Origin of the sequence: Candidatus Chlorohelix allophototropha (assembly GCF_030389965.1) — a bacterium.
GTDB lineage: Bacteria > Chloroflexota > Chloroflexia > Chloroheliales > Chloroheliaceae > Chlorohelix > Chlorohelix allophototropha.
In genome coordinates this window covers 836695-853220 of sequence record NZ_CP128399.1, presented here as the reverse complement: position 1 = coordinate 853220, position 16526 = coordinate 836695, and the positions used below count along the sequence as shown (strand labels likewise).

Sequence of the window (16526 nt, the reverse complement as noted above, 5' to 3'; positions counted from 1 at the left end):
CTACAACAGGCTATATGGCTCTGCCATTGCTACCAGCACACTGCGTTCTCCTGAAAAAGGCGCACGTCCATGTGCTAAAAGCATATTATCAACCAACATAATATCTCCGGTTTGCCAAGGGAAGCTTATAGCACATTCGCGGTAAATTTGTCTTATATGGGCTATCTCGTCATTCTCAATAGGAGTACCATCCCCAAAATACACATTTCGAGGCAAATCTTCCGGCGCAAAAATTGCCAACAACGAGTCGCGTACCTCCGGCGTATGGGCTGCAACATGAAACATGTGGGCTGAATTAAACCACACCATTTCTCCGGTGCGCGGGTGTTGGGCTACTGCCTGCCGTACCTGACGAGTTCTGAGGCGGTTGCCTGATTTCCATTCAAATTCAATCCCGGCATCACGACAATATTTTTCAACTTCGGCGGGGTCATTGGTCTGATAAACTTCCTGCCAAGGCAAGTCCACCCCTTCACCATAGTTTCGGACATACATTACCCGCTTGCTGATGAATTTCTCCTTTAGAGTCGGGTCAAGGCGTTGATAAACAAGCCGACTATCTGCCAAAGGCGTAGCGCCCCCTTGTGAAGGGGCATGTTGGCAGTAGAACCAAAGCTTTATGGGCCAGCAATGCGAATAGGAAACTTCATTGTGTAACATAATATACTGGTCTGGTGGGTACGAGGTTGAAGTGAAAACCTTGCCCTGTACCAGATTTCTGGGAGTAGAGCGTTCCACGTAATCCAATAACTCAGGCGCAATAACTCTGGCAAATCCCTCAAACTCTGCGGGGTCATTCACAGGGAAATTGCGCCATAGAATTGCGCCATATTTATCAAGATTGGTTTGTATAAATTCAAGGTTTTTCTCTGCCCACGTAACCAATGACACCTCAGTAACGCTAGGTTGAATCAGCAAAGGGAATGTCATATCCAGTGAAAGGCTTCCGATTTTCACCAGTTCAGGCTGAGAAAGGTTTAGACCACCGGGGCGTTTACCGAGAAATTGTTTAAATTTGTCGCGGCTGGATTTCTCCTGAGTTTGCCCGGCTTTTGCTATTGCCTGCTTTTCTTCCTCCGAAAGCAAATCAAGGTCTGCAATTCTAGCATCAGGATGTTCCATCAATTGCACCAATAACCTTTCAAATTGCGCGATAAATCGCCGGATTGTGCTGTTTTCAAAAAGGTCAACATTATATTCGAGATGTCCCACCAGAACATTATCTAATTCTTCCATTCGCAGGGTAAGGTCGCGGTTAGAAAGCCCCCGATCTATTTCTAACGCGCTCCACTCAAACCCGGTATCGCGCAGTTTGCGCCGGGTAGGTTCGTTAAAGAAGGTAAACATCACCTGAAATAGCGGGCTATAACTTAAAGAACGTTCGGGTTGAAGCGCTTCTACCAGTTTTTCAAAAGGCAAATCCTGATTTGCGTATGCTTCCAACGCCGTTTTCCTGACTTGCAATAATAGCTCTTTGAAAGTTTCTCGCCCGGAGAAGTTTGTACGCATTACCAGCGTATTAACAAAGAAACCGATTAAATCCTCTGTTTCTGCCTTGTTGCGACCTGCCACCGGCGTACCTACCAGAATATCTCGCTGCCCGGAAATGCGATATAGCAATATCTGGTAAGCTGCCAGCAATAACATATAGAGCGTTATATTCTGCTCCCGACTCACTTCTTTCAAGCGTTGGGTAAGCGGTGCAGGTAGCTTAAAGTAAACGGTTGCGCCCCGAAATTGCTCTACTTCGCGGCGGGGATGGTCAAGCGGTAATTTTAGAAGTGAAGGCGCGTCCTGAAGCTGTTTTTTCCAGTATGCCAATTGCCGCGCCTGTACTGTTCCAGACATCCATTCTCTCTGCCACAGTGCGTAATCGGCATATTGCACTTCAAGCGTCGGTAAATTGACCGATTGCCCATTGCAAAAGCCCCGATAGTATGTAACCAACTCATTAAGCAGCAATCCCATTGACCAACCATCCGAGATGATATGGTGCAGCGTGAGCAAGAAAACGTATTCAGCCACGCCGATTCGCAATAATCGCGCCCGCAATAGTGAACCTTGCGCCAAGTCAAAACGGTATTGAGCTTCCTCAAGCGCAAGCGCATTAACGCGGGCTTCTCGCGCTTCCGCCGAAAGAGTACGCAAATCTTCTATGATAAAAGGGACAGACTGAGCGGTAGCAATCACCTGAACCGGGTGTCCTTCCCTTACAACGAAGTTACTACGTAAAACCTCGTGGCGTGCCACCACTGCATTAAGGCTTCTGACAAAGGCTTCTTCATTAAGAGTTTGTGAAAGACGCACCGCCAACGGCACATTAAAGGTGGGGTTTCCCGGCTCTAGTTGGTCTAAAAACCACAAACGTTGCTGGCTGAAAGAAAGCGGGAAAATATTAGAATCCCGACCTCTGGGAGTAATTTTATTATTATCTGCAGCGCCCACTAACCGCTGAAGGCGGCGCAACAACACTGCGCGTTTAGTGGGCGACAATTCAGTTATACGCTGCTCAATTGATTTGTTCATTTGAAAATGGAGATTCCTCACCAAGAGCTATCTTTATTTCTTCTTCGTCCAAATATTCAAGTTCATCCAGTAATAGCAATAAATTTTCCTTTGCAAGCTGTTGTGCCTTACTAAGGCTAATTGCCAACATCAAGCCGTCTATAGTCGGGTTATCAAACAAAGCCTGTAAGGGGGTTTTCACCCCGAAAAGATTATTTAGCTTAGAAATTAGCTGAGTGCCTAGCAAAGAGTGACCGCCCAATTCAAAGAAATTATCAAAAACCGAGATTTGGTCTGCTTTCAGCCCCAGTAAATTAGCCCAAATTTGGGCAATTAGGCTTTCTTCAAAAGTGCGTGGCGCGATACCCCTATTGTTGCTTTCCGGTAAGGGTTCTGGCAGAAGATTCCGATTGATTTTCCCATTGGTTGTCAGGGGCATGGCTTCAAGCTGTACAAGTTGAGTAGGAATCATGTAAGAGGGCAATTTTCGCGCAAGAAAATGGCGTAATTCTTCTACTATAGAAGCTTCTGCGCTATTTGCTGCAAAGTACGCCACCAAGCGACCTTGATTATGAGAGTATAGCACTGCTGCCTCTCGAACTAGCGGATGGCTGGTCAATACCGCTTCGATTTCGCCCGGTTCTATCCTAAAGCCTCTCACTTTTAGCTGTCGGTCGCGCCTACCCAGATATTCAATGTTTCCATCTGGTAGATAACGCGCCATATCTCCGGTGCGGTACATTCTCGCCCCGCTTTGTTCACTGAAAGGGTCAGACACAAACACAGAGGCGGTAGTATCCGGCTGATTAATGTAGCCACGCGCCAACCCGCTACCTGACAAATATAATTCACCGGGTGCGCCGATCGGCATCTGTAGCATTTCGGGGCTTAATATGTAAGCCCTTGTATTCGGTATAACTTTACCGATGGGTACTATGCCCGTTCCAACTTCGCGCAAATCAGCAAGGGTTGTTACAATAGTTGCTTCGGTAGGCCCGTAGGTGTTGAGCAATTTAACCCTATCGCCCACTGCACTTTGCCACGCAAGCATAGCCGTAGGGTACGCTTCCTCTCCGCCGATTATAACTAGACGCAACTTTGAAAATAAAACCGGGTCAATGATACGCACTTCGGCTGCCAATATGTGCCAATAAGCGGTGGGTAAATCCAGCACCGTAATGCGCAATTCATAGCATTTCTGGAAAAAAGCGCGGGGCGTTTCAAGCATATCTTTCCCACCCAACACCAAAGTCCCGCCACTGGCAAGGCATGGGAATATCTCCTCCGCCGAGGTATCGAAGCTCAACGAAGCAAATTGCAAAACCCTATCCTGCGGTGTGATTGCATACAATTGTCGTGCTGCTTCTGTAAAATTCAGTAGCGCAGCATGTGAGACCATTACCCCTTTGGGTGTTCCGGTTGAACCGGAAGTATAAACCACATATGCCAAATTCTCCGGGTGAACCCTAGTTGGCGGGTTTTCTATTGGTATCTCAGCATCGCCAAAATCGGTCAGATAAACCACATGCTCAAGATACTCCGGTGATAGCGGGTAAAGCTCTGAAGCGGTGACAAGCGCATGCACCTTTGCTTCTTTCAACATAAACTCGCGCCGTTCGGCGGGAAGTTGTGGGTCAAGATACAGGTAAGCCCCGCCCGCTTTCTGAATACCTATTATCCCTATTAATGCTTCAGGAGAACGCTCCAAACATAGCCCTACCACCGAATCCGGCTTAATTCCAATTCGTTGTAAATGGTAAGCTAAACGGTTTGCCCGAATATTTAACTCGCGGTAGCTCATTTTGCTAGAGCCTGACTCTAGCGCAAGCGCGTTAGGGTTTAGGGCGGCATGTTCTTCAAACAGCCGGAAAACAGGTTTGTCCTTCTGGTATTGTGTGCTTGCTGCATTAAATTTGCGGAGTATTTGAACCTCTTGAGAATCCAGCAATTCAATCTGACCGATTGCCCGATTGGTATCACTCAAAAATATATCGAGCATCGCGGTAAAATGGCGAATGGCACGTTGCTTATTTTCGGGCGAAAAGAGGTCACAGTTGAAATCAAAATACAGCACCAACCCTTTGTCACGCGCAAAATGCTGTACCTGTAGGGAAAGGCTGTTATTCTCAAAGCCCGAATTAGGAAGGCTTACTTCGGCTGTCATACCCGCGAAATTATCGTAAGTGGCATTGAGATAATTAAACATCAGGTCGTAAGTTTTACGCTGAGGAGAGTTGTGGGTAACATACTGTGAAAATTGGAGGGTCTGCCGCAACTCAGCCTGTACCTTTCCCGCCAGCGAAAGAAAGGTTTCGCCCGGTTGAATTTCCACCCGCAACGGGCAAACAGTCATCACCAATCCGGTTATTTCTTTCAAGGGCTTTGTATTGCGATTGTGGAAAGGTACGCCCAATGAATAAACCGGGTTGCCGCTTATCCGATAAAGATAGGCAAGGAATAGCATAGTGAAAAGGTTGGAAAGCGCCATATCTTGGGTTAAAGCAGCAAAGCCCTTCTGTGTAGCAATCGCCTTTATAGCCTGAGTGCGCTCGCTGCCAAGTTCAACAGTTACCCTTTCAACCTTGCTTGCTCTTTCGAGACTGGGACGGCTGTAAAAAGAGACCGGACTATATCCCTTCTTTAGTTTCTCATCCCAATAATTTGTCGCTTTTGAAAACTGGGCAGATTTCCGATAAGCAGCTTCATATTCTATGAACTCTGAATAGTCGGGATAGGCTTCTTGCTTGATTTCCTCACTGCTCGTCAGTGAGTCATATATCTCAGACATACGGCGATACAATAAAGCGAAAGTCCAGCCATCGGTTATTAACTGGTGCAGGCAAAGATACCAAGCAAACTTATCTTCGGAAAGTTTTATAAGGGCAGTATCAAATAAACGCTCTTTGAAATCAAAAGATATTCTGCCCCTTTCGCTAACAAATTTATCAAGGGCATCAGCGGGATGAGCTTCTTTTGAAAAATCCTGACAATCCAGTTTATAGCTAACATTGGCGTTGAAAGCCTGTTGTGGAATACCGTTTAGCTCTTGAATAACGGTGCGGAGGGAGGCGTTACGTTGCGCTAACCCCTGAAAGGCGGCTTGAAAACGCCCCACATCAAGTGCGCCATTAATGGTGAACAGCATTATTTCGTTATAAATTGGCAAATTCGGCTGTAATTGCTGACCCAACCACACCAAAAGCTGATTTGCCGTCAGGTTTGATTCTTTCGCAATTGAGGGTTTGATAGTCAGGGGCAATTCCGAAAGCTGTGCTTCAGGCTTGGTGGAAATAGTTTCCAGTATTAGCCTGAAATTCTCAAGCATTTCATCAATTGTGGCTGATTCAAAAAGCTCTTGGCTATATAGCAGGTTTCCCCTAGTTACGCCGTTCTCCTCCTGAAGCATCATCGCCAAATCAAAAGAAGAATAACCATTGCTGATTTCAATGTTTGTTGCTTTCAGACCGGGTAGCATTGCCTGAGATGGGGCATTATTCTGATGGGAAAAAGCAACCCTTACCAACGGGTAATAGCCTGACTCACGCTTTGGGCGCAAGATTTCTATCAGCTTTGCAAACGGTAAATCTTGATGTTCGTAAGCCGCTAGCGTGACATCCCGCACTTTTTCAAGCAAAGCCTCAAAGCTTGGATTAGCGGACAAATTAGAGCGTATTACTAAGGTGTTGGTAAAATACCCGATTAATTGGCTAAGCTCTGGCTGAGTTCGGTTAGCAATTGGCACACCGACTAATATATCTTCTTGTCCGCTATAGCGGTGCAGTAATACATTAAAAGCGGCTAACAAAACCATAAACAGAGAGGCTTTATTATTTTTGCCTAAATTACTCAGCTTATTAGTTAGCTCTTGCGCTAAAACAAAGCGTTTTGTCTGGATGTGTAGGGTAGGCGAAGCGGGGCGGGGATGGTCGGTAGGCAATTCCAGCAATGGTAACGAACCACCCAAATGTTTGACCCAGTATTGGGTAAGTTTTTCCAGCCTTTCACCACTTAGCCATTGACGCTGCCAGCGGGCATAATCGGCATATTGTATGGGCAAAGGAGGTTGCGTTACTTCCTTACTTTCATTGGGAAAATTCTCGTAAAGTTGCGCCAGTTCTCGCGTAAATATATCTATGGATACTGCATCAAAAATTATATGATGCGCTACCAGCAAAAGTATATGCTCTGCCTGATTCAGCTTTAGGAGGCAAGCGCGTATAAGTGAGCCATTCTCAAGGTCAAAAGGTCGGAGAGCTTCACTTTCAAGAAGCTTTTGCGCTTGCTGCTCTCGTTCCTCCGGCGGCAAAGAGTGTAAATCAAAATTCTTTACAGGTAATCCCCTAGTAGGTGCGATTATTTGAGCCGGAGAGCTATCCACTAGCTTAAAGTTGGTTCTTAATATTTCGTGACGTTGCACAATTTCATGTAGGCTTGATTCCATCGCAACCACATTAAGTTCACCCTGTAGGCGTAGGGCTGCCGGCATGTTGTAATCAAGACGTGCGGGGTCTAGCTGATAAAGAAACCAAAGTTGTTCCTGTGCAAAAGAAACAGGAACAATGCCTGTATGAGTTTGCGGGAAAATCGAATAATCCGGAATTGGCGGCGTTCGCTTTTCAACACTCATTTTTTGCAGAAGAGCGCGTTTTTCCGGTGAAAGTGCAGCGATACGGTTGGCTAGATTGTTATTTTCGCCCATTTGTCTTTGCCGATTCTTTGGGTATATCAAATAATGGGTGATGATAGCTCAATTGGCATTATATAGATTTTAGCGGTGATGGGGAATTGTAAATCGCCAGAAATATAATTAGTATTGTAAGAATGATAGAGGACTTTGCACCCCCCTCCTTGTAAGAGAAGGGGGGTTTAAGAGCTTAGACAGGTTCAGGTATTTGCGCTTTCTTTACGTCCTTGTAATATTCCCGCCAAATCAGCCGGTGTATTCCCAGATAATAGGGCACCCGGTTAATAAACGGTAGGAAAGGCAAGAATATTAGTATCGCCGTCAGAATCGCCATTATAATCGACACCAGCAAATCTGCGTTGGAAGAAGTATTGAAGGGCGGTACTTGATACCAAAACGTATATAACCACAGCCATGCCTGACCGGGGTAATTACCCGTTTCGTTCATCATACCCCACTGTGAGCCTAACAAGTTCAACTGCTCTGCTCGTGTGGAAAGCGCGTCCTCTGAGAGAAACAGCAAAGGCTTTGTAAAATCGTTTTGATAAAAACCCCCACTCCGCAGCAACAGTCCGTCTAACGCCCCACTTGTACCCAATCCCAATAAACGATTCATCATCACAGGCAGAGGACCATAATCACCATCAGCTAGAACCAAATTACCTGAACTAACCTTCGCATCAGGAAGTGCCTTTGTATAAGCATCTTCCCAATCTGCCTGTTGTTTGTCCGAAGCAGCGCTAAATGTCTGAAGCGCACTCGCCAAGTCTGGGTCAGAAATAGCTGCAATAGAGAGCGGTTCAAGCACATAGAACTTTGCTACGTCCACAGGAACTGTTACACCCGCGAGAGTCTGCAATGAAATTGATCCGATAGACTGCACCGCACCGTTACTATTGTTATAGGGAGGACCATACTGCCCAATTTCTCCCACGCCACTTAATTCGTTCATAGCGGTTGTGATAAAAGGCACAGGGCTTTGTTGTGAATATGATTGCAAAGTCAACGGTGGCTCGTCAGGAGAGGAAAAAATAGCTGCCAGCACTACGCTCACAATAAACACCCCTAGTAGCGCAAATAGTCCTTCCCGGATTAGGTCGTAGGGCATCATCCGTACTCCCCGATAGTATCTGCGTTGGTCAGATGGCATAGGTGGAGATTCCTCGTTTGCCGTGCTACCCTTCTTCGGTTTCTTATGTTTCCATAGCTTCTCCACTTCACGTTCCTCTTGCGGTTTCGCGGCGTAGGGTCGCACTACCCCACGAATACGCACCTGCAACAGGTGAAACCCAACTAGCAGTACCAGTATTAAAGGCAGTAGCATAATATGGAAACCGTATATCTGCCCGAAATTCAGCACATTAAAGAATGCTCCAATGCCAGTTGCATTCAATGCGTCCTTGGCTTCTACCCCAATCCACTGTGAGCTAAAATTAGTCTGTGACAGATAGCCGGTAAAAGCTGTGCCGATGCACAGCGCAAAACCAATGCCACCCACCACCCATGTCAAGCGCCGTCCATGTCGCCAGGACCCTTTGAAGAACTCCGTCCATAGGTGTAACGTTAGGGTGAAGAAAAATAACTCGGAGCACCAGAAATGGAGGCTATTCACAAAATGACCCACCCCATCTGCATGCCACCAATGCGGTCCAAATATTGCCAGCACAATTCCTGATAATATCAAAAGCACCATACTTGATAGAGCGGCGACACCGAAGAAATAGGCGGGAGAGCGCACATAGGCAGGTAGTTCATCTGGTAGCAAATCTTCCAGTGGCATCCAAGCGCTCACCTTTTTGCGAAGGGCACCTGTCAAGTTCATAAGTTCACCTCGGTTTCTTTGGCTACCTTCTCATTTATAGAAAGAGGTAAGGCTTCGAGGGTAGAGGGGCGGTTCTTTTCTCCCCGCCTAGCTATTACGGCGAGCGCAAACACTACAATCAGCAAGCCAATCACAATCAGATTAGCAATTGAAATTTGTATAAAGCCCCATTGCAAATACTGGGTAGGACCATCCATAACTCAATCTCCTTTCCAATGACTTCTACAATCGCTTAAAATTCACGGCTTGCACGCGCCGGAAGCAGGAACAAAGCAATATGACGGCTTCAGCAAGTCTTGTTCAAGGAAAATTAATAATAATTTGAGCTACTTCTGCAAAGCCCTGTGGGATAGCTATACTATTTTGGAAAGAGAAACGCAGTAAATAGGCTATATAAACATTAGTCTGGAGGATTGTTTTTGTGAGGCTAATATACTACAAATAGGGGCTTACTAGATAATATTAGGTTCAAAATGATAAGCAACATGGAAGGGTGGATTGGTCAACAAAACTACCAACACAAGTATCTTACTTCATTTTAGCATAACTGACATAATTAACAAGAGCAAGTGTATTTGAAACAGGGTAATTGCAATATTTTTAGCTCGCCTACAAAAAACTATTTATGTTTTTGCAAAAAGCGTGGAGTCAGGCGTTCTAGCAACCGTTGTTTGCGAAACGTTAAAAGAGTATGCATATAGGCTTGCCATGCGCCACTAACTTCTGTTTCCGATGTATGCTCCATTGTTGCTAAATGCGCTTCGCCTTGCTGGCTATAGCGCGCGCGCACGTATCGGCTAGTAAGTTGCTCTAGCGAATTTGAGGCATCCGGCAAATAGCTTGATAGGAAGCGTGAATACTCATAAGGGGTCATGGTTTGGCGGTTGGGCAAACCAGCTTTCCGGGCTGTAAGCAACAAACGAGCATATACGGCACGCGGGGAAGTATCATTGAGTACAAATTGTCGTCTGTACCACGCCTTGAATCCAAAATATATTGCAGCGGTAGCAACCAGCAAAGCTAAAATCAAATACACCCAGAATGGAATCTCGATACTAACCTGTGCACCTTGAGTTCCTGTTCCGGCTGAGCCAGCAACAGCCGAATTGGTCGGGTTAGGCGCGGTAGTAGTTGGCGCAGGTGTGAGCGGTGCTGCTGTAGGAGTCGTGACAACTGTTGCTTCGGGCGTGGGAGTTGGCAGTGGCGCTACCGAAGCAGGATCGGCAGGGCGAACAATCGGGCTATAAGCTGGAGTCGGCTCAAAGTTAACCCAACCAATCCCAGAAAAGAATACCTGAGGCCATGCATGGGCTGCCGAAGCCCGCACTAAATAACCACCATTCTGTTTGTCCGGCTCACCGCCGACAAAGCCTGTAACCACCCGCGAAGGTACGCCTATCGAACGCATCATAACGGTGAAAGCTGTGGAGAAATGCACACAATAGCCTTCCTTGCTATCAAACAGCAAGTAATCTACCACATCGCGTCCATCTGGAGTGAAGCCTGCTTGGAGATTATATTTAAAAGTACGTAGGTAAGCTTCAATCGCTTTCGCCTTATCGTAATCATTGGTTTTTCCGGCGGTAATCTGCTTAGCTAGGTCTTTCACGCGCTGCGGCACAGTATCAGGCAGTTGCAGGTAGCGCTCTTTAACCCAGTCAGGATATTGCGGGCTAATAGCTGCTCTACCGCGTGTTGCTGCGGTAGTGGTAGAAACACTGCGCAGAGATTGCTCGTCAGCCCTGTAGCGCAGGGCGACAGTGCGATAACTATCACCACTGCTCGGCACTACCGCAGCCGTTACTGCCAGCAAATCATCATAATTCGGCTGGTAGCCTTCATAAGCTAAAAAGTTCGGCACGCCGTTAGCAATCGAATAATCCGCTTTAGAGGGAAAAGGCGCATTTACAAGCTGGTCTAATTCTGTCTTTATATTCTTACCAATCGAAGTAGTTTCAAAATCTTGTCGGGTAGCGCCTGAAGTCGATTGTCCGAAAGAAAAGACCCCATTTCCACGCGCTGTAAGGGGATATTCAATATCACCGATTGTATTATCAGAGCGTTTCGCCCAAACATGTGTAAAGTTGGGGCTTTCAGTACCATCCAACCGGATAATCCAATTCCCGGTTTGTAATTGGATTGTGCCATCCGTTAGACTTTTTGCAGTACCGCTATTAAAAACCCCACCGATACCGACTCTGATCACCGCACTATCGCCATTAGAGCGCACCTCTATAAAACCGGGCACAGTATTTGCATCCCGCAGCAAGCGTATCAACGGCAATAAATCCGGCGGTATCGGTTTATTGGTAGTAGTATCTACCAACAAAATCCGGGCGCGCCCGTTCACATCCTTGCCCACTTCCTTTGACTGTATTTGAGCAAGGTTAGCGCGTATAACCGTTTTCTCCCAATGGAAAGCCAGCAAAGTATTGCGATTGGTGCTTACTGCCTCGCCTCCGGTAAAGAGCGTTCCGATACCAGATTGAAGCGGCACAATATCCAATGTATTCTCAAAACGTCCGGTATAAGGACTGGTGGGTAGGCGTTGGTCAACCCCTAGCGAAAGTTGCGGGAAAATCAGCTCATTACTATCTGGTACATCCTGATATGTAGCAACCCAGCCTTTTCCATCATATTGATCCATTACTGCCGCTTGCAAATATGAAGGGTCAGTGCCTTTAACGTTCAAGACGGGTTCATTACTGAGGTAAATCGGACCGCCGATAGTAAAGGACTTATTAAAGGTATTAAACCCGGTATTGAGTCGCCCAATGCGCCTTTCCCCACCGTTAGGTACAGAAAAGAAGCTATTCACCCCGTTCTGGATGTTTTGAAAGGGCGCTGATACTTGTTCAAAGATGTTCTGTAGCGGTTTAAATTCGGTGCTGTTGGGCGCGGCAAAAGCAACCGCCAGTAATAGAAAAGTAATACCAAAACCTAAACCCAGTGTCCAAGATAGAATGCCGGGTTTTACATATAAGCGGGCACGCTGCCAGAGTTCGTGGTTTTCAAAAACAGTGAAACGAATCACCAACAACAACGCAGCAATCAGAAAGATAGCGAAATTGAAAAGAGCATTGGGCGGGTTGTAAGCTAGGTTAAGTAGCAGCACCACTAGCGGTGGACTGATAGACCACCACACCGAATGGCGGCGGAACAACATCCAAGCTGAAATATAAGCCAACGCCCATGAAAGAAAGGCAAGTCCTACCAGACCTACCAGTTCATCGGAGATGTTGCGACCCTGAAAAGCCGAAGCTAACCAGCGCGCCACCCTCTGAACTGTGCTACCCATTTTGTAATACCACTCATCAAACCGTTGGTCAGTATAGGGAAAGATGAACAAACCCACCAACACCAAACCCACGCTTAGCATAAATGAGTGCGCCAGTATCGCCGGTACAAAGCGAGTGCGCGCAAGCACGAAGCCGACCGCAAAACCCAATAACGCCGCAGTTGATAATACTTCGCTACCGGCAACCCAGTGAGCTGATTGTATTGACCATACCACCGTCATTACCACCACGAAGAGCAGCACAAAACTTAGCCAGCCTTCTTCAAGATGTAACCGTCGTAGCCAACTGTTATTGAGTTTTTCGCGAACTACCGCCATTATTTACCGCCTTAATCCTGCCGTCTCTGAATTCAGCGCCATTGCAATATCATCCCCACGTTTGAGCAAATAGAGGGGCACATTCATAGCCGCCAGCGAACCAACCGCCAGCATAGAGCTTTCCACCTGTGCGCCGAATGTGCGTGGTTCTAATAGCACCACCGCTACTTTTGAGCCTCTCCGCAAGAGCAAAGGTAGTAGATTTAACCAACTTTCATTGAGCGAAGGAGTAATCAGGATGAGCGTATCACTGCTGCGGGTGCGCGTAACTTCTGCTGCCAGAAATTGCCCAAACTCGGTGCTACCTTGCGCCCGGATGATCGCTAGCGCTTCCATAATCTTCCAGAACTGTCGTATGCCTCGATCTGGCGGTAAAATAGTATGTTCCTGCCCCCAAGCCAGCAAACCAACGCTTCGGTTATTATCCAGATAGTAACGCACCAATGTTGCTGCTGCTGTAACCGCATATTCTTCGGTGCTGTCAATAGAACGACTGCTGACCGCTGCCAGTTTCGCCCCATGCACTGCTCCGCTATTGGCACGATCAACTACCCAGTGAACTGAAGCATCCATATCCAGAAATATCTGCACGTTTACGGTTGGGTCAAATTCAAATTCTTTTACAATTAATTTATTCTGGCGCGCGCTTGAACGCCAATGGATTCGATTGAGGCTGTCGCCGGGGCGATATTCGCGCAAACCGCTAATATCAGGGGTAACGTGGTAACTGGTCTGTCTGATTGGGTTGCCACCCGGCAACGAACCCATCAGCGCTTCAAATTTGTTGATGTCAAACGTGGCTGGATACACCGTCATGTGGTGCGTATTCTTAAACTCCCGCTTGAAGCGAAATAGTCCAAAAGGGTCGCCTGCCGTAACCGTGATGGGGCCGAGCCGATAACGTCCACGCAAAACACAAAGGGTACGAGCTTTCCAGCGCACTATTCCTAACGGGTGTAAATTTTGCACACAATTGGGATAGTGATTTGGTAATTCCGAACTATCGTGTATTTCCAGCCAGAGTTTGGGCAGAATCCCTGTGTTGCGCAGTGTGATCAATTCCTCAAAGCTATCTCCAACTTGCGCACGTTCACTAGGACTACTTCGGGTAATTTCCAACCAACGTAGGCTCAATTTTGCCCATACTAAGCTGAAAATCAGCACCCCAAGCAGGGTATAAGCTAATATTGAGAGTAAACGGAAATTAATAGCCTGTGCCGCAAAAAGAATCAGGACAATTGCCAGAATAAATCGGAAAACTTTCACTGCTATTTTCCAACTCTGGTGCCCGGTACCAGCACACGCCGTAAAATCTCATCGATTACAGAATCTCCGGTCACATTCTTCATTCGGGCGCTAGGACTCATAATCAGACGATGCGCCAGCGTAATACTTGCCACCGCTTTCACATCATCCGGTATTACATAGTTGCGCTCATCCAAAAGCGCGCGCGCCTGAGAGCCTCGATAAAGCGCCAAGCTACCGCGAGGGCTTGCACCTAGGTAAACATCTTCGTGCTTGCGGGTAGCCTCTACAATTCCCACAATATACTGCTTAACCAGTTCATCCACGTACACTTCACGCACTGCTGCCTGAGCCGCCACAATCTCCTGCGAACTCACCACTTGCCCAAGACTATCGAGCGGATGGGTCATTTGCTGCCGACTGAGAATTTCAATCTCATCTCGTGCCGCAGGATAACCCAAAGAGATTCGAATCATGAATCGATCTAACTGGGCTTCGGGTAATGGAAAAGTGCCTTCGTATTCAATGGGGTTCTGGGTTGCCAACACAATAAAGGGTTCAGCCAATGGGTAAGTTATACCATCAACCGTCACTTGCCGCTCTTCCATTGATTCCAGCAACGCGGATTGCGTTTTGGGAGTAGCGCGGTTGATTTCATCTGCCAGCACTATTTGGGAAAGAATTGGACCGGGCTTAAATTCAAACTCGCCCATTTTCTGGTTGTAAATCGAAATACCCGTTATATCGCTAGGCAGCAAGTCAGGGGTAAACTGAATACGTTTGAAGGTGCAACCCAGTGAACGCGAAATAGCTTTTGCCAGAGCAGTCTTACCAACACCGGGCACATCTTCAATAAGTATATGACCCCGACATAATAACGCCAGAAGGGTCAATTCTACTTCCCGATGTTTGCCAATAATGACTTTCTCAACGTTGGCAATAACTCGTTGGGCTACCTGTAAAGCTACAGACATGTAATAACTCCTTATATACAGAACCAATATATTATACCATACGAGTTTTGAAGCTCTTATTCCAGCCCTTTTTGTAAATTAATTATTAAATTTGTAACAATTTATTTCCCGACAAGGTGGAATTGTATATATCAGATAGAAATGAAAATAAAATATAAGAGAATTTATTCTTTAGCGTGCTTTACCGCACGATTCAGCGCAATAAGTGTTTTTGAATTTTGCCCATAGCGTTGCGCGGCAAGGCTTCCACAAATGTAACCTGACGTGGCTTTTTATATCCGGCAAGATTATCCTTGCAAAAGGTAATCACTGTTTCTTCGCTCAGCGAAAGATTGGCTCGTACGATTGCTGCCGCTACCTTCTCACCCATTTCCGCATCCGGTAAGCCATATACAGCTACTTCCGCAACACCGGGGCAACTTTGCAAAAGCTCTTCCACCTCACGCGGATACACATTGTACCCCCCGGTGATAATTAATTCTTTAGCGCGTCCGTTGATGGTGTAATAGCCATCCGCGCTCATTTGCCCCAAATCTCCGGTGCGAAACCAACCATCCACGCTAAAACTTTCGGCAGTAGCTTGAGGGCGATTCCAATAGCCCTTGAATACATGCGAACCGCGCACCTCGATTTCGCCATCCATGCCGGGTGGTAAAGGCTGGCGAGTTTTCACATCTACCACCCGTGCCTCTTGACCGGGAAAGGGCAAACCCACCGTACCGGGGCGACGCTCTCCCTCATAAGGATTGGTCATATTCATAATAGTTTCAGTCATGCCGTAGCGTTCGAGAATTGGCTGCCCGAAAACCTCTTTAAATTCCTCAAAGGTTTGGGCGCTCAATGGGGCGCTTCCCGCTACATACAAGCGCAAGGGCGCGGGCTTTTCAGAGCGTTGTGATGCTTCTGAAAGCAAACGGGTGTACATTGTGGGCACACCAAAAAACATTGAGAATTGCCCGGTCAGCAAGCTATCATAAACTTCAGTAGCGTTGAAATGGCGTTTTAGCTCTGCGCTCGCTCCCGAAGTGAGCGTGCCGTGTGCGCCTACCATCAAGCCATGCGCATGGAAGAGAGGCAAGGTTAAAAGCAGGTGGTCATTTTCAGTCCAGCCCCATGCCTGTCGTAAAGACTCAACATTGCAAATCAGGTTGCGGTGCAGTAGCATTGCCCCTTTGCTACGCCCGGTTGTACCGGAAGTATAAGCAATAATCGCCAGTTCTTCAGGTTGTGGTAAATGGGGAGCGAAATTACTTTCGCATAGAAGAAATTTGTCAAGAGTGGCACCGAGCATTACTATCTTTTCCAAGCTCGACAAATCGGAATGTAATCTTTCGAGTTCGGGCAACCGCTCTCGGTCGGTGAAGCACAAACGCGCTCCACTATCGTTCAAAATATGGCGCAACTCCACTTGCTTGTAAGCAGTGTTAACCAGCACCACCACGCCCCCCGCCATGAAAATTCCCAGATATGCTGCCAGAAAATCCGGGCAATTTTCGAGGAATAGCGCCACCCGCTCTCCTTTTTCCAAGCCCCATTCTTGCAAGGCTGCGCCAAAGCGGTGCGCGCGTTTTGCCAGAGCGGCATAGCTGAGGGATTGGCTTTCAAAGCTGAGGCATAATTTGTCGGGAGACTTTTCGCAATTATTCAGAAACGCTTCAAGAATTGAATCTGCCATAGTGA

8 protein-coding genes are annotated in these 16526 nt (G+C 47.0%); all 8 read right to left on the bottom strand.

The features are described 5' to 3' along the window. The 8 genes from OZ401_RS03640 to OZ401_RS03605 all read right to left on the bottom strand — a co-directional run bounded on the left by OZ401_RS03640 (position 1) and on the right by OZ401_RS03605 (position 16521). On the bottom strand, positions 1–2526 hold the full coding sequence (locus OZ401_RS03640; protein WP_341469351.1) for a condensation domain-containing protein: 2526 nt from the start codon (positions 2524–2526) through the stop codon (positions 1–3). After that, the gene (locus tag OZ401_RS03635) at positions 2510–7204 is read right to left on the bottom strand and encodes an amino acid adenylation domain-containing protein (RefSeq protein ID WP_341469350.1); all 4695 of its coding nucleotides are present in this window, start codon (positions 7202–7204) and stop codon (positions 2510–2512) included. The genes OZ401_RS03640 and OZ401_RS03635 overlap by 17 nt, the downstream gene beginning before the upstream one ends. 175 nt (positions 7205–7379) lie before the next feature. Then, positions 7380–9011: a cytochrome b N-terminal domain-containing protein gene (locus OZ401_RS03630; protein WP_341469349.1), complete on the bottom strand. Its 1632-nt coding sequence runs from the start codon at positions 9009–9011 to the stop codon at positions 7380–7382. After that, positions 9008–9208, bottom strand: a complete 201-nt coding sequence (locus tag OZ401_RS03625) for a hypothetical protein (RefSeq protein WP_341469348.1) — start codon at positions 9206–9208, stop codon at positions 9008–9010. Before OZ401_RS03625 ends, OZ401_RS03630 begins: the two co-directional genes overlap by 4 nt. A 422-nt stretch (positions 9209–9630) precedes the next feature. Further along, on the bottom strand, positions 9631–12627 hold the full coding sequence (locus OZ401_RS03620; protein WP_341469347.1) for a transglutaminase domain-containing protein: 2997 nt from the start codon (positions 12625–12627) through the stop codon (positions 9631–9633). A gap of 3 nt (positions 12628–12630) precedes the next feature. Then, positions 12631–13893 (bottom strand): DUF58 domain-containing protein, encoded by a 1263-nt coding sequence (locus OZ401_RS03615; protein WP_341469346.1) that lies wholly within the window; start codon positions 13891–13893, stop codon positions 12631–12633. 2 nt (positions 13894–13895) lie between these two features. Beyond that, positions 13896–14846: an AAA family ATPase gene (locus tag OZ401_RS03610; RefSeq protein ID WP_341469345.1), complete on the bottom strand. Its 951-nt coding sequence runs from the start codon at positions 14844–14846 to the stop codon at positions 13896–13898. A gap of 193 nt (positions 14847–15039) precedes the next feature. Next, a complete protein-coding gene (locus tag OZ401_RS03605) occupies positions 15040–16521 on the bottom strand; it encodes a class I adenylate-forming enzyme family protein (protein WP_341469344.1) in 1482 nt (493 codons plus the stop codon). Positions 16522–16526 lie beyond the last annotated feature (5 nt).